The sequence below is a fragment of the Singulisphaera chitinilytica genome (assembly GCF_049331405.1).
Lineage (GTDB): Bacteria > Planctomycetota > Planctomycetia > Isosphaerales > Isosphaeraceae > PoT.
On sequence record NZ_CP186274.1, the window covers coordinates 8,893,501 to 8,913,253 of the forward strand.

The 19,753-nt window shown below is 67.0% G+C and carries 13 protein-coding genes; 10 read left to right on the forward strand and 3 right to left on the reverse strand.

Going from position 1 to position 19,753, the window contains the following annotated elements:
- Positions 1-342 precede the first annotated feature (342 nt).
- From ACOYYX_RS34680 to ACOYYX_RS34690, 3 genes are all read left to right on the forward strand, one after another.
- Positions 343-2,013, forward strand: a complete 1,671-nt coding sequence (locus ACOYYX_RS34680; RefSeq protein ID WP_422927230.1) for a CARDB domain-containing protein — start codon at positions 343-345, stop codon at positions 2,011-2,013.
- A 491-nt stretch (positions 2,014-2,504) separates the two neighbouring features.
- Positions 2,505-3,290, forward strand: a complete 786-nt coding sequence (locus ACOYYX_RS34685; protein ID WP_422927231.1) for an alpha/beta hydrolase — start codon at positions 2,505-2,507, stop codon at positions 3,288-3,290.
- Positions 3,291-3,776: 486 nt separating this feature from the next.
- The gene (locus ACOYYX_RS34690; RefSeq protein WP_422927232.1) at positions 3,777-5,042 is read left to right on the forward strand and encodes a hypothetical protein; all 1,266 of its coding nucleotides are present in this window, start codon (positions 3,777-3,779) and stop codon (positions 5,040-5,042) included.
- Between the two features lies 1 nt (position 5,043).
- Here the strand turns inward: ACOYYX_RS34690 and ACOYYX_RS34695 are convergent, their stop codons facing one another.
- The 3 genes from ACOYYX_RS34695 to ACOYYX_RS34705 form a co-directional block, all read right to left on the reverse strand.
- Positions 5,044-8,025: an FG-GAP-like repeat-containing protein gene (locus ACOYYX_RS34695; RefSeq protein ID WP_422927233.1), complete on the reverse strand. Its 2,982-nt coding sequence runs from the start codon at positions 8,023-8,025 to the stop codon at positions 5,044-5,046.
- A 65-nt stretch (positions 8,026-8,090) separates the two neighbouring features.
- The gene (locus ACOYYX_RS34700; protein ID WP_422927234.1) at positions 8,091-8,270 is read right to left on the reverse strand and encodes a hypothetical protein; all 180 of its coding nucleotides are present in this window, start codon (positions 8,268-8,270) and stop codon (positions 8,091-8,093) included.
- Positions 8,271-8,422: 152 nt separating this feature from the next.
- Positions 8,423-9,517: a DUF1559 domain-containing protein gene (locus ACOYYX_RS34705; protein WP_422927235.1), complete on the reverse strand. Its 1,095-nt coding sequence runs from the start codon at positions 9,515-9,517 to the stop codon at positions 8,423-8,425.
- Positions 9,518-9,922: 405 nt separating this feature from the next.
- Between ACOYYX_RS34705 and ACOYYX_RS34710 the strand changes: the two genes are divergently transcribed.
- From ACOYYX_RS34710 to hisG, 7 genes are all read left to right on the forward strand, one after another.
- Positions 9,923-10,702 carry a GntR family transcriptional regulator gene (locus ACOYYX_RS34710; protein WP_422927236.1) on the forward strand — a complete coding sequence of 260 codons (780 nt, stop codon included), beginning with the start codon at positions 9,923-9,925 and terminating at the stop codon, positions 10,700-10,702.
- 898 nt (positions 10,703-11,600) lie between these two features.
- Positions 11,601-11,927 carry a YciI family protein gene (locus ACOYYX_RS34715; RefSeq protein WP_422927237.1) on the forward strand — a complete coding sequence of 109 codons (327 nt, stop codon included), beginning with the start codon at positions 11,601-11,603 and terminating at the stop codon, positions 11,925-11,927.
- Entirely contained in the window at positions 11,924-13,198 is a 1,275-nt protein-coding gene (locus ACOYYX_RS34720) for an RNA polymerase sigma factor (protein WP_422927238.1), read from the forward strand. The genes ACOYYX_RS34715 and ACOYYX_RS34720 overlap by 4 nt, the downstream gene beginning before the upstream one ends.
- 45 nt (positions 13,199-13,243) lie before the next feature.
- Positions 13,244-15,493 carry an ATP-binding cassette domain-containing protein gene (locus ACOYYX_RS34725; RefSeq protein WP_422927239.1) on the forward strand — a complete coding sequence of 750 codons (2,250 nt, stop codon included), beginning with the start codon at positions 13,244-13,246 and terminating at the stop codon, positions 15,491-15,493.
- Between the two features lie 261 nt (positions 15,494-15,754).
- On the forward strand, positions 15,755-17,137 hold the full coding sequence (gene hisS / locus ACOYYX_RS34730; RefSeq protein ID WP_422927240.1) for a histidine--tRNA ligase: 1,383 nt from the start codon (positions 15,755-15,757) through the stop codon (positions 17,135-17,137).
- On the forward strand, positions 17,134-18,681 hold the full coding sequence (locus ACOYYX_RS34735; protein WP_422927241.1) for a histidine--tRNA ligase: 1,548 nt from the start codon (positions 17,134-17,136) through the stop codon (positions 18,679-18,681). Before hisS ends, ACOYYX_RS34735 begins: the two co-directional genes overlap by 4 nt.
- Entirely contained in the window at positions 18,678-19,715 is a 1,038-nt protein-coding gene (gene hisG / locus ACOYYX_RS34740) for an ATP phosphoribosyltransferase (protein WP_422927242.1), read from the forward strand. Before ACOYYX_RS34735 ends, hisG begins: the two co-directional genes overlap by 4 nt.
- Positions 19,716-19,753 lie beyond the last annotated feature (38 nt).

Here is a 19,753-nt window from a genome sequence, read left to right on the forward strand (position 1 = left end):
GCCCCCTCGCGAGATCCTCCCTAACTTCGAGCATAGGTATCATAACGACCGCCAACCGTCGAGGGACACACCTCTCGCGCATCATTTCTTCATCGCGAACACCCGGGCCGGGGGCCTGGGGCCGGGGCGCGGACCACTCTTCGTTATCCGCAGAGTCGGCCTTGACCGGACTGACGAGGACGGTTAAATTCCGCGCATAATCCCAGGAAGGGTAGAGCCGCAACTCACGCTGGCCGAGGCGCCGGGTCCACGATCCGCGAATCCTCACAGGCAGGCTGAGGCGATCGATCGACTCGCGACGGTTCTCGTCGCGAGCCGGCTTCTCAAGGAGGAGAAGACTTCATGCCGTCCCAAGACCGCCGGGCTGCCGCCCGCCGACGCGCCTGGGGGCGCGGTCCTCATATTCTGCGATTCGATTCCCTCGAACATCGGCAGTTGCTCGCCGCCTCGGCGTTGCCCGACCTGCTGGGCAACACCTTCGCCGTGGGCTCCCCGAGTGCCTCCTGGGGCGATTCGATCCAGGTGAGCGGCACGGTCCAGAACCAGGGACAGGCCTCCGCGGACCAGTCGTTCCAGGTCTCGATCGTCGCCTCGACCTCGCCGATCATCGGGCCGGGCGCCGTGACGCTGGGCCAGGTCACGATCCCCGCCGGCCTCGCGCCCGGTCAGTCCGCCCCCTACAGCGGCACGTTCGAGCTGCCGGCCACGCCGCTCGCCAAGTTCAACGGGGGGCCGATCTACATCGCCGCCTGGACCGACCCGAACTCGTCGATCAAGGAGTCGAACAAGGCGAACAACTTCGCCGTCGGCAACGGCTACGACGAGGTCCAGCTCAACATCGTCACCCACCAGCCGTCGGACCTGATCGGCACGTCGCTGGGCGTGACCGACCCGTCGCTGACCTGGGGCAAGACGGTGACCGTCTCGGGGCAGGTGCAGAACAATGCCGCCGGCGACGCCCCGCCGACCCGCGCGGCGATCGTCCTGACCCCCGCGGGCACCAACCCGGGGACCAACGCCGACGTCACCGTCGGGTTCCTCGACATCCCGGCCATCCCCGCCTGGCAGACCGTCAACGTCGTCCAGACGTTCAAGCTGCCGGACGTCATCCCCAACCCGCTGGCCGGGCAGACCTCGTTCACGCTCTCGATGATCCAGGACACGGATTACGTCATCAACCCGATGTATCCGCACGCCCCGACGCAGGGGCTGGGCAAGGATCAGGTCGCCGTCACGATCAACCCCGACCCGAACTCGACCGTCGTCGCGCCGCCGCAGGCCGACCTCGCCGCCGGGACCCTCACCGCGCCCACCTCCGCCTTGCCCTGGGGGCAGGACTTCCAGGTCTCCGGTTCGGTGCAGAACATCGGCACCGGGGCCGCCGGCAAGTTCCAGGTGAGCTTCGTCCTCACCGGGACCAACAGCATCATCGGGCCGTCGATCTACCTCGGCGGGACCACGATCGACGGCCTCGCCTCGGGCGCGACCCAGGACATCACCCAGACCCTGCACCTGCCCGGTCGGCTGCCCAACGGGGTCAACCTCATCGGCAACAGCGCGGCCAGGATCGCGATGATCGTCGACTCGCTCGATCAGATCAACGAGCCGATCAAGACGAACAACGTCTCCAACTCGAACCCGATCACCCTCCGCCTGCTCGGGGCCGACGGCACCACCACCGTGCCGACCTATCCCCCGTCGTCGGGCGGCATGACCGTCGGGACGGCCAAACCGGCCAGCTCCACGACGACCACAACCACGACCACGACCACGGCCGCTGCGTCGACCCAGAACCTGACCAAGGCCCAGCAGCACAAGTTGGCGGTCCAGTCCCAGCTCGCCGCCGCCAGGGCCGCGCGCAACGACGCCCTCGAGGGCGTCAGGCACCAGCGCAGGACCCAGCGGAAGGTCTACCCCAAGGTCACCAACGAGTCGCTCGGCCACAAGATCGAGCATCAGCTCAAGGTCTTCCCCGACAAGGTCAGCAGCTTCTTCAACAACCTATTCCACTAAGACTGAAAGAGGGTCGTCGACCCGACGAACGCCAGGTGTCGGTAACGCGAGTACCCTCGGCTCGCGTTACCGAACCGAAATGAACCGAACCGAACGCTCGCGACTCCCCCCAGTCTCTCACCCCCGGGAACGGACACCCGGATCACCCGACAACCCTGCACCCAGGCATCACACCAGACACCCAGGCTTGCACCCATGATCCCACCCAAATTCCACCGCAAATCCTGCCTAATTTCTCTCAATCCAGCTGCAAATCAAGTTAGGTGCAACCTGCACGACCCGGGGAAATAGTGTCAATTTGCCCAGTTTGCGCGTGTCTTGAGAGAAACTTGAGACAAAATCCAAATTAACTGGGCGATTTATTGAAGACCGGCAATTTCCCCGCTATGCTTCCATAGATCAGCCTGGTCCACTCCAACAGGTTGAGCCGGACCGCCTCGGTGGATGACGAACGTCAGCCCGCCTAGCTTGCCTCTGAGGAGCATCCCGCGATGTCCAGCGACCGGCTAAATGCCCCTTCTTTTCACGCGACGAACACCGGTGGCATGGGCTCGCTGGTTGAGGCCAGGTTCATACCGCAGCGGTATGAGCCGAATTATGCGTATCCCCTCCTGGCCATGCTCCACGCCCGCGGCGGCGACGAGTCGCAGATGGTGCGCTCGATGCCCGCGCTGAGCTGGCGCAACTACGTCGGATTAAGCTTGAGAGGCCCCGAAGTCGCCACCAAACGCGGGCGACCCGAGGGCTTCGGCTGGGGTTCCGCGTTCGCCCGACCCGATCGACGCACCCCGGAACCGGGCCCGACCCTCTCGGAAGGGGAGATCGTCAGGCGGCGGCTCATGGAAGGCTGCCCCGACCCGATCGACACCCTGGAAGACAACATCTTCTCGGCGATCCGCCAGACCCGACGCGCCCTGCACGTCCACTCCGAGCGGATCTTCCTGGTCGGCTGCGGCGAGGGGGCGGCCGTCGCCTATCGCCTCGGCCTGAGCTATCCCGAGCGGTTCGCCGGGGTCGTCGCCATCAACGGCTGGCTCCCGGGCGGGTTCCGCCCCCTGGCCAGGCTCAAGGCCTGCCGAGACCTCCGGATCCTGGTCGTCCACGGCGAGTGGAACGCCCGGGTCCCCGTCGCCTCGGCACGCCGGGACGTCAGCGTCCTCCGCGCCGGCGGCCTCAACGTCGCCTTCCAGTCCTACCCGTGTGCCCACCGCCTCACCTCGCCGATGCTCTCCGACGTCGACACCTGGCTCATCAATCACTGCACCTCGCAGATCTGACCAGGCCCCGAAGGTCGGAAGCCGTCGCGGCCCCTCGATACCAAGAACCACCCAGGCCTCGCTCGGAACCCCGAGCGAGGCTTTTTGCGTTGGTGAATCATCATCGCGTTTCCCCTACACCCAATCACGCAATCACGTCGACCCCGAGCCCATATCTTGTGAGCGAATCGGGCTTTCACCCCATCTCGGGAAGAAAATGGGCCGAATTCACGGATCTTTCCTCATGACCTCATGGTTGGGGCGTTGTATCTCGGGTTGAATGGGACATATTCGCCGGATGACGACGCTTTTGAGAGAAGGACGGGACGCGAAGGGCGGGCTCGGTCATTTGGCCGAGGCCTGGCATCGCGGCTCGAGAGTTGAATATGGTGGAGAGGCGCGTCGTCTCCGGTGCCGGGTGGAGACGCCTCGAAACAGGTACAGCTCTTCCTCCATCAAGGTCATGGACGCCAGCGATGGAGACCCGAGGGCTCAGAGAGGACCGGGATGGACGGGACGTTTGCCTGTCCGGATTGCGGGAACGAGGTCGAGGTCGGGGGACTCTCGCCCGGGCGCCAGACGCGCTGCGAGTGGTGCGAGGCCCTGATCGAGGTGCCTTTCATCCCGAGATCGCCGCTCGCCCTGCGAAAGCCGGGTGGGAAGAAGGCCGCGAAGCTCCGGCGCCACCTGACCTGGGCCGGGATCGGGGCCGTCGGTGCGCTCGTCCTGATCGCGGCGACGGCGAAGTACGTCGACCGCCGGACCTGCCGCCAGCATGAGGAGGCCGCCGCGGCCCACTCGGCCGCGGCCATCGACCTGGAGAAGCAGGGGCAGCTCGACCAGGCCCTCGCCGAGCTGGACGAGGCCCTGGCGATGCTCAGGGGCCTCGGCTCCCGCTATCGCGATCGCCTGGAGACCCTCCAGCGCGACCGCGACCAGCTCTCGCGCCGGGCGGCCGAGATCCAGCTCGCGGCGGTCGTCTCGCTCCCCCCCGATCAGGCGCTCCTGTCGCTCGAAACCTTGCGCCTGCGAGTGCGCAAGGAGTCCGCGCTGGCCGACCTCGTGGAGGCGATCGACGGCGAGTTCGAACGCACTCACCGACGCAGCGCCGAGGCCGAGCTGGCCGCCGCCAGACGCTCGCAAAGTTCGGGCGCGGGCAGGGCCGCGCTCGACCATTGCGACAAGGTCGCGAAGAGTCTCGAGCCGCTGACCGACGTCAAGACGCGGCGGGCGCTCCACGCCGAGGCCGAGGAGATCGCCCGCGCGATCATCGCGGCGCAGGGACTCGTCGTCGAACCGACCCGGGGGGAGTTCAGCTTCGGCTCCGGGCGCGAGTACGACGCCCTATTTTCGCACCTCTTCGAGGACGAGCTGGGGCGTCGCGACTACCTGATCCGGAGGCCGGCGTCGGAGTGGAACGGGCTCTGGGACTCGCACGCCCCCTACCGGCTCAAGGTCGAAGTGCAGGAGCGGCTCGACGGCAACTACCTCGACTCCGAGAACCGGCTCACCGGCATCGAGGCCCGGCTCTTCCTCACCAGGGGGAGAGAGGCGATCTGGCGAGGCGGCCCGGCGATCGGCCGCAGCCCGTCGCCGATCCCGGGGCTCGCCGCCTACCAGGCCAGCCAGATCGCCGTCGGCAAGCGTCGGCCCGAGGCCGAGCGGCTCCTCTACGACCACGCGCGGGCGATGTTCGCCGAGAAGTTCACCATCGCCGTGCGAGGCATCCCCGCCTGCTCGAAGGCCTCGCCGAGCTTGACCTCTTCGCGTTAGCTCAACGCCCGCCCCTCGCGGAGATCTTCAACCCGGCCTTCGCGAAGCCGGGCGCTGGGATCGGAGCCGCTTCACCCTCCACGACCTTGTAGGCGGTGTCGGCGGCGAGGTCGCGATGGGTGTCGACCTTACCCGAAGGCCACCGCACTTCCAGATCCACCACGCGATCCGCCTCGCCAAGTCCGAAGTGGATCCGGGGGTCGCGGGACGACTGGAAGCTGCCGCCCCCCGTGCGCTGGGCGACCTGGCGACGGCCGCCGCTGTTGACGGTGACGCGGGCCCCGACGGCGTCGCGGTTCGACCCCTTGCCTTCGAGCTTGAGGGTGAGGAAGTGCCCCCCCTTCGTCGCGTTGTGGAAGTAGGTCATCGCCGACTTCTGCGGCAGGAGGAGCAGGTCCATCCGGCCGTCGTTGTCGAGGTCACCGGCGGCCATCCCTCGTCCGACCTGCGGGACGCTCCACGCGGGCCCGGCGGTGGCGCTCACATCCTTGAGCTTGCCGTCCTCGCCGCCGACGAGCAGCAGGGTCGGCATCTCATAGGGGAACTTGGGGCGGTCGTCGTTGACGTGGCCGTCGGCCTGGGCGAGGTCGAGCCGGCCGTCGTTGTTGGCGTCGAAGAGGGAGATGCCGAAGCCGAGCAGGAACCGGCTCGGGGCGGCGAGGCCGAAGGCGGCCGACTCGTCGCCGAAGAGGCCGCCGCCGAGGTTGCGGAAGAAGGTGGTCGACTCGCCGTAGAAGTTGGTGACGACGAGGTCGGGGAGGCCGTCGCCGTCGAGGTCGCCGCAGCCGGTCCCCATCCCCGCCTGGAATGCACCGTCGGCGTTGCAGGCGACGCCGTTGGAGAAGCCCAGCTCCTCGAACTTCATCCCGCCGAGGTTGTGCCAGAGGTAGTTCGCGGTGGTGTCGTTGGCGACGAAGAGGTCGACCTTGCCGTCGTCGTCGACGTCGGCCGCCACCACGCCGAGGCCTCGGCCATCCGTATCGACGATCCCGGCCTCGGCCGTCACGTCCACGAACTTGCCGCCGTCGTTGCGGAACAGATGGTCGGGCAGGGCGGGGAACGGCCTGGGCATGCAGTAGCCGTATTTGCGGTCAGGGTCGACCCGTTCGGCAATCGGGGTGGAGCCGTCGCGCTCGCAGAGCGCGGGGTGCTCGGCGTCCCAGACGAGGTAGTGGCAGACGTAGAGGTCGAGGTCGCCGTCGTTGTCGAGGTCGGCGAAGGCCGCGGAGGTCGGCCAGTCGCGGTCGCCGCCGAGGGCCGACTTCTCGGTCACGTCCTCGAAGGTCCCGTCACCCTTGTTGCGATAGAGGGCGTACTTGCGCCAGCGGGTGACGAAGAGGTCGGGGTGGCCGTCGTTGTCGAAGTCACCGACCGTCACGCCGTGCGAGAAGTCGGTGGAGGTCTCCGGGAACCCCGCGCGGGTCGTGGCGTCCTCGAAGGTGCCGTCCCCCTTGTTGCGGAAGAGGCGGTCGGCCTGATGGGGCGTCGAGGCGGACGGGGGGAACGTGCCCCCCTGGACCGCATAGACGTCGAGCCAGCCGTCGCCGTCGTAGTCGAGCAGGCCCACGCCCCCGGCCGTCGTCTCGGGCATCTGGCAGATGGGGGAGCGGCCGTTGTCGAAGACGAATTCGAGCCCCGCCGCCCTGGAATCGTCGCGGAACTCGGGGGCGTAGGAGGGTCGAACGTCCTTCGCCTCGCCCGGCTTGCTCGCGAGGGCGGTCGGCCCGGCGAGGTCGCCGAGGTATTCAGCGACTGAGCCTTTCTGGTTCAGGACGAGGAAGCCCGGCTCGGGCTGTCCGCGAAGCTGTTCGATCGCCTCGGCAACCTTGGGATTCTCCGGCTCGAGCCGGGCGGCGACGAGCCACCAGCCCCTGGACTCGAACCGACGCCCGAGGGTCCCGGCGAGCTCCGCGAGTTCCACCAGCCTGTCCTTAGGGACGGCGTCGACGAGGAGCCGGCGGTAGCGGTCCTTCGCCTCGTCGAGCACGGCCTTGCGCTTGCGGAGCGAGGCGGCTCGTTCGAGGTCCCCGGCCTGCGAGGCGATCACCGCGAGCCGCTCGAAGGCCCGGGTCTGGCCCGGTTCCTTGGCGACGAGCTCCTCGAGGGCCTTCTGCTCGTCCTGCGTCCGCCCCCGGGTCGAGGCGAGCCAGGCTTTCAGCTCGAGCAGCTCGGGCTCCGAGAGGGCGTCGATGGGGAGGTGATTCAGTGTGGCGAGGACGTCCTCGGCGTGATTCATCGCCCTGCCGAGGAAGAGCCGGGCACGCCAGACGGCCGTGTCCTCGGGACGTTTCTTCAGGCAGTCGTCGAGCCATTTCTTCGCCTGGTCGAACCGGGCGGACTGGATGGCGAGGCCCGCCTGGGCGAGCCAGACGCGGTCGTCGTCGGGCGCGAGGCCGGCCGCGCGAGTCACGGCGGCGTCGACCTCGTCGAGCTGGACGGTGGCGTCGTCGATCTGCCAGAGGTCGCGGAGGTCTTCGGCCGGCTGCCTCGCCTCGTCCCACCCCTGGAGAATGAGCCGCCTCATCCACTCCCGGCGCGACTCCCAGAAGTAGAGCTGGCTGAGGGTCTGGCGGATCTCGACGCGGTTGGGGCTCGGCTTCTCGAGGGCCTTCTCGAGGATCGCCTCGGCGTCGGCGAAGCGGCCGAGGTCGCCGACGAGGGTCCTGGCCATCGCGAGGGCGGCGCGTGGGGCCCTCGACGACTTGGACGGGATCAGGGACCAGGCCGCGATGGCGGCCTCATAGTTCCCGGCGGCGTGTTCGGAGGTGCCGAGCAGGTCGGCGACGTCCGCGTTCTGTGAGCGGAAGGAGGGGGGGAGGGTGAGCAACCACTCGCGGGTCCGGTCGAATTTCCCGAGCGAGGCATCTCGCCAGGCTTCGGCCAGCCTCGCATCGAAGCGCCGAGCCTCGTAGACCTGATAGGCACCCCAGGCGAGGCCGGCCAGCACCACGACGAGGGAGAGGCCGACCACCATGCGACGCATCGTTGCTCACCTCAGAGATCTGCATTCACCGACGTCGGCGGCCAGTCCTTAACCGATGGCTTCCCTTACTTCTTCTTCTTCGTCTTGCCGAAGCTCGGGGGCGGCGGCATCTTGGCGGCGGCTTCCTTGGCGGCGTCGGGCGAGGTATCTGACGAGTTCACGTTGCCTTCGGAACCGCAACCCATAACGGCCAGGAGGAACGCGGCGAGGGTCGACAGGCTGATCACGCGGAATCGACGGTGCATCAAAATCTCCTCGAATTTCGCCCCTCTCCATCGGGAAGGGACGACGATCTTGCGGTCTGGGAAGAGGACGGGCTTTCCGCCCGGCCTGAGGCAAAACAGAAGCGGGAGGAGCGGGCCGAGCCCGCCCCTCCCGCCATCATCTGAATCCGAAATCAGAAGGCGTCGGAGCTGACGATTTCGCCCAGGGCTCGTGAGCCGACGGCCCACCAGATCTGGTTGTTGATCGAGTCCTTCACGAACTTGACCGAACCGTCGGCCATGCCCATGTTCACGCCGCCCGAGTGATTGCTCGAGGCGGTGATGGCCGTCGTGACGCCGCCCGGATCTTCGCCCGAGCCGGGGGTGCAGGAAAGACCATTCGGGGTGTTGACGTGGCTGTAGGTGTTGAAGCGGAGGGTGCCGGCGTGGCTGCCCGCCCAGCACGCACCGTTCCAGTAATTCGTCCCGACGGCGACCGAGGAGCCGGGGACCGAGCGGCAGGCCTGATAGAACTGCTGGGCCTGGGCGGCCCCGCCGGTGTCGGCGGTGATGTTCACCACGGCGGAGAAGATCACCCGCTTGGCGAAGGCGCTACCGGGCATGATCACGCCGGCGGAGGGCGTCTGGATGCCGATCAGCTTCTCGCTGAAGAGGGCGGTGTTCGACGTGCCGTCGACGATGCCCTGCGTGCCGAAGCTGCCGATGTTACCATTGGCGTAGCACTGGCAGCTCGTGGTCGTGGTGCCGATCATCGGGACGATCGTGCCGGACCAGGCCTGGATCGAGGCGGGGCCGCCGATGTTGGCCGCGTAGCTCATGTACGAGGGGACGCCGGGCCAGGGGCCGTTGCTCTGGCTCTCGGACGGGCACAGGTAGCCCGCGATCTTCGAGTAGACCATCGTCGTGTTGGGCGCCTCGTTGGCACCGAACGAGAAGTTGGCCGCGTTGAAGAGCGCAGTCTGCTCCATGTTCCCCAGGATGGCGACGCCCCAGCCGAGCGGCCACGGGCCGATGGGGTTCGAGACGTTCGGGCCGGCGCTGCCGGTCGTGTTCCAGTTGCCCATGACGGGGGGGAACGAGCCCTGCTGCGAGAGGTAGTTGTGGACGGCCAGGCCCATCTGCTTCAGGTTGTTCGTGCACTGGGCGCGGCGGGCGGCCTCGCGGGCGGCCTGCACGGCGGGGAGCAAGAGGGCGATCAGGACCGCGATGATGGCGATCACGACGAGCAATTCGATGAGGGTGAAACCTCGACGACGGGACGAAGGCATGGGGATGCGTCTCCTCTGGGAATAAGAATGAATCGACGTTCTCCGACTGCGGCGATGACGGAACCGCACGCCGGGACTTTCGGGGGAAGTCCGGTTGACGACCCAGCCCATGACAAAACAGGGAGATGGTCGATCCATCACCCGGCCGTTCATGAGCGGGAACTTAATTCGCGTTTAGATCTTGAGAAGAGTCGATCCTGAAGACTATATATAAAATACACACACTTCTCAAGGGGTCAGTTCTGAAAATCGACGTTCTTAGGATCTAAGATTAAATCATTAAGCGTGAGTGCATGAATCGGTTTGTGACACTTCTCGCTCGATACGAGGGTACTTCGGCGTATAGTTGAGAGGGTCCAACCGCCGCAAGCCGTCGTCAACCGACCGGGACGGATGAGTTAAATCATGAGTATTCCATCCCTCATCGTTGGCACATCCAATGGCCCGATCTCTCGGGGAAACCTGAGGCAACAGGTCACGTCCAGGATTCTCGCCGCCGTCTTCCAGGGCAGCTTCGAATCCGGGCAGCGACTCGTCGTCCAGCGGCTCTCCGAGCTGTACGAGGTGAGCCCGACACCGGTGCGAGAGGCCCTCGTGGAGCTCGCCGCGCTCGGGATCGTGGAGCTCCTGCCGAACCGAGGGGCGGTGGTCCTCCCTTTCGGGCCCCAGCAGGTCCGGGAGATCAGCCAGATCCGCCGCGTCCTCGAGGCGGAGGGGACCCGGTGCGCCTGTGGGCGCATCCCGGACGCCGACCTCCAGATCCTCGAGGCCGAGTTCAAGCAACTCGGAGCCAGGCCCGCCGACGAGCAACGCGATCACGACGCACGCAACTGTGACAACAAGCTTCACGGCCTCATCTCGATCTCCTGCGGCAGTGCCCGGCTCACCGCGGAGATCGATCGTTATCTGACCCTGTTCAGGACGCTACGCGACGTCTCGCACCTGCGTGACGCCGCCACCAATTACTCGCGATCGGATGACGTCTGGGAGCATCTCGACGTCGTCGTCAAGTTGCGGGAACTCGACGCCGACGGGGCCGCCCGCGCGATGGATCATCACATCCGATCGGCGTCGCTGACCCTCGAGGAAGTCCTCTTCACCACCCAGGACAATGGCCCTCTCAAAGAAGGCGTCATCCTGCGGGGTGTCGGTCCCTCGCCGGGGTCGAAAGTCGTTGATTCGTGAGTTTTCGGTGTCGATATTCATGCCATGCACATGGTGCGCCCGCAAGACCTTAGTGGCTCTTGATTCCACAATTGGCTCCGATCCCGCGGCCCAGACCTCCGAACATACGAACACATGCTAATATTTCGGAGATCATGTCGATCGGGATTGGAACCATCGAAAAACCCGGGTTTTTCGGGGCAAGACCGCCATGAAGCCCCGCGTCGGACTCGCCGAGAGGGGGGTACGAGCCGGCGGTCCGCTCGCCAGGAACCCGGGAAGAAATCCGCAAGCCGGTCGCCCCTCGCGTTGCCGCGAGGCAACGCGATTCCCCCTCGGCCTGCCGATTGCGCCGCGATTTCCGGGCGATCCCGGCACCTTCAAGTCACCGAGTGGTCTGACCACATCTCGATATCGTCAGATTCTTAAAGCTTTCGGACTACACCCGTAGACAGTGCGACCAACCCCTCTCACAAAGGGCCGCAACTACCGCAAGGCCCACGGCTTCATCCCCCAGGTCGAGCCGGCCTGCAATCACCTCACACATCGATGTCCGGCATCCACCGATCTGAGGCTTCGCCAAATGCGGGTTGATAGGTCGATCCCTGCGTGACCTTTCCGCCCGATGAGGTGGATTAGCGGTCGGCCGGATCCGGGGATATCGCCGGTGGAAGTCGGGGTGGACGCCCTCGACGACATCTCCCATGATGGCCGCCTCTCGGACGTGCCCTCAGATGTCCACCTCGGCCCATCGACTTCGCATCGGAAGACGCGGCGACCCCGGCCAATCGACCCGGATGCGGACCCTTCCACAGATTTTCCCATAGGACCTGTCCGAACGGTCGCGGCTCGTTCGTTGTACTCACGCTCGGCGGGGGAAAGGCCCCCGCCAACGCCTGCGAAGATCGGAGACCCGTCCATGGCCAAGTTCCTGCTGTTCGTCCGCCACTCCACCGAGCCGACTTCCCAGCCTTCGCCCGAGGAGATGCAGGCCCTCGGCGCGGCCTGGTACGCGTGGATGAACAAGTTCAACGCGGCGATCCTCCCCGGCGGCGACGGCCTGAAGCCGGAGGGGAAGGTGATCCGGGATGGGATCGTCTCGGACGGCCCTTACGTCGAGGCCAAGGAGTTCATCGCGAGCTTCACGATCATCCAGGCCGACGACATCGAAGGGGCCCTGGCCATCGCCCGCGAGTGCCCGGGCAACCCCCTGATCGAGATCCGCGAAATGGCCGGCTACGCGTGAGCGAGCCGCGCGACCTCGTCGAACACTTCTTCCGCCACGAGTTCGGCCGGATCAGCGCCCTGCTGACCCGGTCGCTCGGCGTGCGCCGGCTCGCCCTCGTCGAGGACGTCGTCCAGGCTGCGCTCTTGCAGGCCCTGGAGACCTGGTCGCGTCGCGGCGTCCCCGAGGACCCGGCCGGCTGGCTCTATCGCACGGCCCGCAACCTCGCGATCGACGCCCTCAGGCGCGAGCGGACGCACGCCCAGGCCCTCCCGCGCCTGGCGGAAGGCGTCGCGCCGGAGACGTTGCCGATCGAGGCCCACTTCGCCGACGAGATCGGCGACGAATCCTTGCGGCTCCTCTTCGTCTGCTGCCACGAGGCCGTGCCGGCCGAGTCGCGCGTGGCCCTGGCCCTCCGGACGCTCTGCGGGTTCAGCACGGCGGAGACCGCCAGGGCGTTGCTCACGACCGATGCCAACGTGCAGAAGCGGGTCGAGCGTGCGCGAGACCGCCTGAGGGAGCTCGACGTAGAGTTCGAGACGCCCGCCCCGGCCCAGCTCTCCGCCAGGCTCGACGCCGTCCTCGCGGTCGTCTACCTCCTCTTCAGCCAGGGTTGCCACGCGACGCACGGCGACGTCCCGATCCGCCGCGACCTCTGCGACGAGGCCAGGCGGCTCGCGAAGATGCTCGCCGCCCACCCGGTCGGCGACGTCCCCGCGGTCCACGCCTTGCTCGCCCTGATGTGCTTCCACGGCGCCCGCTTCGACGCCCGAGTCGACCTCGACGGCGCCATCGTCCTCCTCGAAGAGCAGGACCGCTCCACATGGAACTGGCCCGACGTCCGCGAGGGGATGGAGTGGCTCGCCAGGTCGGCCGACGGCGATCACCTCACGCGCTACCACATCGAGGCGGGCATCGCCTGGGAACATTGCCGGGCCCCGACCTTCGCCGAAACCGACTGGCGACGCATCGCCGAGCAATATGAAACGCTCGACCGCATTGCCCCGTCGCCGATTCACGCCCTGAACCGCGCGGTGGCCGAGGCCTTCCTCCAAGGCCCGAGGGCCGGCCTCGACCGCCTGGCCGAGGTCCCGCCTCGCGACGTGCCCGCCCGCTACCCCGGCTGGCACGCCGTCATCGGCGAGCTGCATTTCCGGCTCGGCGAGCACGAGGCCGCCCGCATGGCCTGGCTCGAGGCCCTGCGCTGGACGACTTCGCGCACCGACCAGGATCTGCTGCAAAGTCGCATCGACGACTGCCGGCCAAAAGGCGACGCGCCACGCTTCGCCTGATAACTGATTGATGTAACGATTGTTCTCATAGGGAGGAGCGAATCCATGCCCCAGGAATATATCGAGATCCGTGGCGCCCGAGAGAACAACCTCAAAAACGTCTCGCTCCGCATCCCCAAGCGCAAAATCACGATCTTCACGGGGGTCTCGGGCTCGGGGAAGTCGTCGATCGTCTTCGACACCATCGCCAACGAGGCCCAGCGGCTCCTGAACGAGAACTTCAGCCTCTTCGTCCGCAACTTCCTGCCGCGCTATCCGCAGCCCGAGGCCGACGCGATCGAGAACCTGAGCATGGCCATCGTCGTCGACCAGAAGCGGCTCGGCGGCGGCTCGCACTCGACGGTGGGGACGGTCACGGATATCTATAGCATCTTGCGCAGGCTCTACTGGCGGATCGGCCAGCCCTTCGCCGGCCCGGTCAACGTCTTCAGCTTCAACGACCCGCAGGGGATGTGCCCCAACTGCAACGGCCTCGGCCGCAAGCTCGACGTGGATCTCAACAAGTTCCTGGACAAGTCCAAATCCGTCAATGAGGGGGGGATCATCTATCCCGAGTATGCCGTCGACTCCTGGGGCTGGCACCTCCTCATCGATTCCGGCCTGTTCGACGCGGACAAGAAGCTCTCCAAGTACACGCAGAAGGAGCTCGATCAACTCCTCTACTGCGAGCCGATGAAGGTCAAGACGAAGGTCGGCAGCAAGGAGATCAACCTGACCTTCCAGGGGATCATCAACAAATTCGAGTCCAAGTACATCAAACGCGACGTCAAGACGATGTCGGAGCGGACCCAGAACTCCGTCGCCCCGTACCTGACGATGGGCCCTTGCTCGGACTGCAAGGGGGCCCGGCTCAGCCGGGCGGTCCTGGATTGCAAGATCAACGGCCTCAACATCGCCGAACTAGCCAACATGGAGATCACGGCCTTGATCGCCTTCCTGAAGGCCATCGAGGATCCCATCGCCGGCCCGATCGTCAACACGCTGGTGGAACGCCTGCAACACCTCGAGGACATCGGCCTCGAGTACCTCAACCTGAACCGCGAGACCGACACCCTCTCCGGCGGCGAGTCCCAGCGCATCAAGATCGTCAAGCACCTCAGCAGCAGCCTGATGGACGTGCTCTACGTCTTCGACGAGCCGAGCGTCGGCATGCACCCGCGCGACGTCCACCGGATGAACGAGCTCTTGCAGAAGCTCCGCGACAAGGGGAACACGGTGATCGTCGTCGAGCACGACCCCGACGTCATCAAGGTGGCCGACCACGTCGTCGACGTCGGCCCGAAGGCGGGGCGGAACGGGGGCGAAGTCGTCTTCCAGGGGTCTTATGACGAGTTGCTCGGTGCCGATACGTTGACGGGTCGGCACATGAAGCAAAGCATCGCGCTCAAGCCCGAGTTCCGCAAGCCGAAGGGGAAGCTCTCGGTCAAGAATGCGACTGTGAACAACCTCAAGGATGTCAGCGTCGACATCCCGACCGGCGTCCTGACCGTCGTGACGGGGGTGGCCGGGTCGGGCAAGAGCTCGCTCATCAACCAGGCCTTCTTGCAGCAGAACCCCGACGCCATCGTCATCGACCAGTCGGCCGTGGGGGTCTCGAGCCGGTCGAACCCGGCGACGTACACGGGGATCCTCGACGACGTGCGCAAGGCCTTCGCGACGGCGAACAAGGTCAACGCCTCCCTCTTCAGCTTCAACTCGAAGGGGGCCTGCGAGACCTGCCAGGGGCTCGGGGTGATCTACACCGACCTCGCCTTCCTGAGCGAGATCAAGACCCCCTGCGAAGTCTGCGGTGGCAAGCGGTTCAAGGACGAGGTGCTCGCCTACAAGCTCGACGGCAAGTCCATCAGCGACGTCCTCGCGATGAACGTCCAGCAAGCCCTCGAGTTCTTCAAGCTCAAGGAGGTCGTCCGCAAGCTCAAGGCGATGAGCGACGTCGGGCTCGACTACCTTAGCCTCGGCCAACCCCTCAGCACCCTCTCCGGCGGCGAGTGCCAGCGCATCAAGCTCGCGACCGAACTGCACAAGAAGGGGAGCGTCTACGTCATGGACGAGCCCACCACCGGCCTCCATATGTCGGACATCGGCCACCTGCTCGGGGTCATGAACCGGCTCGTCGACGCGGGCAACTCGGTCGTCGTCATCGAGCACAACCTCCACGTCATCAAGAACGCCGACTGGATCATCGACGTCGGCCCCGAGGGGGGGAGCAAGGGGGGCACCATCATGTTCGAGGGGACCCCGAAGGACCTGTTGAAGGCCAAGAAGTCGCTCACAAGTCCGTACCTAAGGGATTGAGACGGGCGAACCTGGGGGGCCGGGGCCATCCCGACCCCCGGGCTTGCGGACCTCCCCGAGCCGTCAGAAACGGGAGCTGGGCAAGGCAGGGGGGATCGCCGCTACTTGCGATCGGCCAAAGAGTTTGCTACGCTCGAGGAGGTTGTGGGATCCTCATCCGTTGGAGGCAGGCGGCGTCGCCGCGACGACGCACCAGGGGGGGATCTCGGGGGCGACCGCGAGCCGGTTGACCTTGACGTTCCAGTAAGGGATAAGCCTGCCATGATCGATCCCCGCGTGGCCAGCGGGCTGCGGGACATTCCCCCTTCGGTGATGATCCCGCGCGAGCGCATGCTCGCCATCTTCCGCAAGACGTTCGGCTCCTTCGGTTATGTGCCGATCGAGACCCCGCATATCGAGCGTATGGAAGTCCTCACCGGCAAGGGTGCGGGCTCCGACGAGGTCTTGCGACAGATCTTCGACGTCACCAACAAGGGGGGGACCCCCGGCGAACTTGCGCTGCGGTTTGACCTCACGGTCCCGCTCGCCCGGTTCGTCGCCAAGCACGTCAACGAGCTGGGCACCCCCTTCAAGCGCTACGCCATCGGCAGCGTCTTCCGGGGCGAACGGCCGGCGAAGGGGCGGTTCCGCGAGTTCGTCCAGTGCGACTTCGACACGGTCGGGACCGAGAGCCCCCTGGCCGACGCCGAGACCGCCCAGGTCATCCACGACGCCCTCTCCGCCGCGGGCATCCCCGCGTTCACGATCACGCTCAACAATCGCAAGATCCTGGATGCGTTGCTCGACAGCCTCGGCCTTTCTGACCGCACCAGCGCCGTGCTCCGGTCGCTCGACAAGCTCGCCAAGATCGGCCGCGAGAAGGTCATCGACGAGTTGCAGCAAGGGGAGGCCGCCACGGCCGACGCCCCCGAGCGCGGGGCGAGGCTGACGCAGGAGCAGGCCGAGAAGGTGCTCGCCTTCGTCGAGGCCGGGCGCGGCAAGGCCGAGGTCCTGGATCATGCCGAGTCGATCCTCGGGACCCACCCCAAGGCCGTCGAGGGGATCGCGAACCTCCGGCAGATCTTCGAGCTGCTCGCCGCGTCGGGCACCTCGCTGGACCGGCTGGCCATCGACCTCGGCCTGGCCCGGGGGCTCGACTACTACACGGGGGTCGTCTTCGAGACGACCGTCGACGGCTGGGAGAAGTTCGGCAGCATCGCCTCGGGGGGCCGCTACGACAACCTCGCGAGCCTCTTCACCGAGCGCAGGCTGCCGGGCGTGGGGGCCTCGATCGGGCTCGACCGGCTCCTCGCTTTGCTGGAAGAGGCGAAGTGGCTCAAGGGGACGTCGACGACGGCCCCCGTGCTCGTCGCGAACTTCCCGGGGGTCGACCCGACCGTGCCGGTGAACCTGGCCGGGCGGCTCCGTGTCGCAGGGATCGGGGCCGAGGTCTTCCCCGAGCCGCTCCAGATCGGCAAGCAGATGGGCTACGGCTCGAACCGGGGGCACAAGTTTGCGGTGATCGTCGGCCCCGACGAGCGGGCGAGCGAGGTGTTCAACCTCCGCGACCTCGCCACCCGCCAGGAACGAAAAGGCATCCCGCTCAGCAACCTGGAGACCACGGTGCGCGAAGCACTCAGCGCGATCGAAGGGGCGGGTGCATGAACGCCGCCTCGACGACCGAACCCAACGCCATCGCCGAGAGCCCGGTCGACACCGTCCGCGGCACGCGCGACTGGCTCCCGGGCGACTACGCCCGACTCGCCCAGCTCGAGGCCCTGCTGCTCGACCGCTTCGCCAGGGCCGGCTATCAACAGATCCGCACGCCGGTGCTCGAGTTCACCGAGCTGCACGAGCGCAAGAGCGGCGCGGGCATCGTCTCCAAGCTCTTCGAGCTCTCCGGCTCGGGGCAAGGGGGTGTCTGCCTCCGCCCCGAACTGACCGCCGGCATCGTCCGGGCCTACACGGCTTCGGCCGAGACCCCGGAACTCCCCTGGCGCGTCAGCCACGCCGGGCCCGTCTTCCGCTACGAGACCCCGCGCCCGGACCGCTATCGCGAGTTCCAGCAGGTCGGCGTCGAGCGGCTGGGCGACTCGGGCCCACTCGCCGACGGCGAGGTCATCTGGCTGGCCGACTGGGCCCTGTCCGAAGCCGGTATTAAAGGCGCGACCATCCGGATCGGCCATGTCGGCCTGATCCTCGAGATGCTCGAACGCTCTGGCCTGCCGGCCCCCCTGGCATCGGCCCTGATCGAGCGGCTCAGCGAGGCCGCCGCCGAAGGGCGAGACACCCGCGCGATCGAGTCGGGCCTCGAGCAGCTCTCCGGCTGGCTCCAGGCCTCCGAGACCGGGGACCTGGAAATCCCCCAATCCGTCGACCGGGCCGACGACGCCGGGATCGATAGGCTCTTCCGCACGCTCGTGCCGGTGGTGACGGGCCGACGTTCGGGGCACGAGGTCGTCCGCAGGCTCCGCCGCAAGTGGGACCTCGGCCACGGGCTGGTCGACGCCCTCGAACGGGTCCGGACCCGCGTCCACAACCTCGCCGACCTCAAGGGCAAGCCCCCCGAGATCCTCGGCAAGCTGCACGCCGAGTACGGCGAGAGCGCCCCCGACTCGGTGGCCGCGCTCGACGACCTCGTCAAGTCGCTGCAAGCCTACGGCGTCCCGCTCGACCGCGTGGAGCTGGACCTGGGCTTCGGCCGGGGGATCGGGTTCTACTCGCGGATGGTCTTCGAGCTGATCGTGCCGACACCGCAAGGCCCGATGGAAGTCTGCGGCGGAGGGCGATACGACGGCCTCGCCCGCGTCCTCGGCAGCGATCGGGACGACCGGGGCGTCGGCTTCGCCTTCGGCATGGAGCGGCTCTGGCAGGTGCTCCAGTCGAAGCAGGTGGCCGGCCAGGCGCAGGAGCCCGACGGGTTCCTCCTCGCCTCCGCAAGCCCCGCGGCGATCCCGCACGCGACCCGACTTGCGACGTACCTGAGGAATCACGGTGCCCGAGTCATCGTCGAGGCCGGCCTGGATGGAGCCAGGGCCGAGGCCCGCGCGAACTCCCTGAGAATCAACCGGCTCGTCGTCGTCAGCGAGTCCGCCGACGACGAGATGGGCTCGCTCGTCCTTCATGATCTGGCGCGACGTTCCCAGAACAAGACCGTCGCCTATGGACTCCGGGAGCTCATCCGCGAGGAAGCCGAGGCACGCCGATGAGCAGCACCAGCACGACCAAGATCGACCCGATCCGCCTGGCCGTCCCCTCCAAGGGGCACCTGTACGAGGGGATCGTCGAGATCCTCAAGACGGCCGGCTACAAGGTCCGACGCGCCAGCGATCGCCAATACGAGGCGATCATCTCGGGCCATCCCCGGTTCCACGTCGTCTTCATGCGGCCGACGGACATCGTGACGCAGGTCGAGGAAGGGCGCTGCCACCTCGGCGTGACGGGCATGGATCTGTACGCCGAGCGGGCCCACGAGGCCGAGAGCTCGGTGGTGGTGACCCCCGACCTCGGCTACGGCGGCTGCCGGCTCGTGGTGGCGGTCCCCGAGAGCTGGATCGACGTCAACCACGTCATCGACCTCGTCGACCTGACGGCCGAGTTCAAGGCCGCGGGCAAGACCTTCCGGGTCTCGACCAAGTACCCGGCCCTCACGCGCACGTATTTCCGCAAGTGGGGCATCTATTACTATCAGTTGATCGACTCCGACGGGGCGCTCGAGCTGCACCCGAGCCTCGGGATCGCCGACGTCATCGTCGACCTCACGAGTTCGGGCACGACCCTGAAGGACAACCGCCTCCGCGAGATCGAGGCGGGCACGGTCCTCGACTCCGCCTCCTGCCTGATCGGCCACGCCCCGAGCCTCGCGGCTTTGGCCGAAGAAGGGGTGACGGGGCCTTTGGCGCTCCTCCTCGATGCGATGGACGGCGTCCGGGCCTCCGAGGGCTGGCTCCACCTCGAAGTCGTCGGCAACCCCGCCGCCCCCGGCGACGGCACCGCCGCGGCCGTCGCGGCCTACTTGCGTGATCAAGGTGCCCAGCACATCGCCCGCGGCGACGTCTGGGACGCCCAGGACGCCCCCGGCTGGCGTGTCACCGCCCTCGTCGCCGCCAAGAAGCTGACGGCCTGCCAGCGTCATCTTTTCACCCTCGGCGCCAGCCGGATCGTCGGCCTCCCCACCCGCTTCGTCTTCGGCCGCGACAGCCACTCCACCTTCGACACCCTCCGCGCCCAGCTCAAGGTCTGAGCCGCCGGTTGGAGCTGTGTTCGTAAATATCAAGGGGA

Bases quoted from the DNA above. Each gene is read 5' to 3' on its own strand.
- ACOYYX_RS34680 (WP_422927230.1), top strand. From the start codon at position 343: ATGCCGTCCCAAGACCGCCGGGCTGCCGCCCGCCGACGCGCCTGGGGG.
- ACOYYX_RS34685 (WP_422927231.1), top strand. From the start codon at position 2,505: ATGTCCAGCGACCGGCTAAATGCCCCTTCTTTTCACGCGACGAACACC.
- ACOYYX_RS34690 (WP_422927232.1), top strand. From the start codon at position 3,777: ATGGACGGGACGTTTGCCTGTCCGGATTGCGGGAACGAGGTCGAGGTC.
- ACOYYX_RS34695 (WP_422927233.1), bottom strand. From the start codon at position 8,025: ATGCGTCGCATGGTGGTCGGCCTCTCCCTCGTCGTGGTGCTGGCCGGC.
- ACOYYX_RS34700 (WP_422927234.1), bottom strand. From the start codon at position 8,270: ATGCACCGTCGATTCCGCGTGATCAGCCTGTCGACCCTCGCCGCGTTC.
- ACOYYX_RS34705 (WP_422927235.1), bottom strand. From the start codon at position 9,517: ATGCCTTCGTCCCGTCGTCGAGGTTTCACCCTCATCGAATTGCTCGTC.
- ACOYYX_RS34710 (WP_422927236.1), top strand. From the start codon at position 9,923: ATGAGTATTCCATCCCTCATCGTTGGCACATCCAATGGCCCGATCTCT.
- ACOYYX_RS34715 (WP_422927237.1), top strand. From the start codon at position 11,601: ATGGCCAAGTTCCTGCTGTTCGTCCGCCACTCCACCGAGCCGACTTCC.
- ACOYYX_RS34725 (WP_422927239.1), top strand. From the start codon at position 13,244: ATGCCCCAGGAATATATCGAGATCCGTGGCGCCCGAGAGAACAACCTC.
- hisS (WP_422927240.1), top strand. From the start codon at position 15,755: ATGATCGATCCCCGCGTGGCCAGCGGGCTGCGGGACATTCCCCCTTCG.
- ACOYYX_RS34735 (WP_422927241.1), top strand. From the start codon at position 17,134: ATGAACGCCGCCTCGACGACCGAACCCAACGCCATCGCCGAGAGCCCG.
- hisG (WP_422927242.1), top strand. From the start codon at position 18,678: ATGAGCAGCACCAGCACGACCAAGATCGACCCGATCCGCCTGGCCGTC.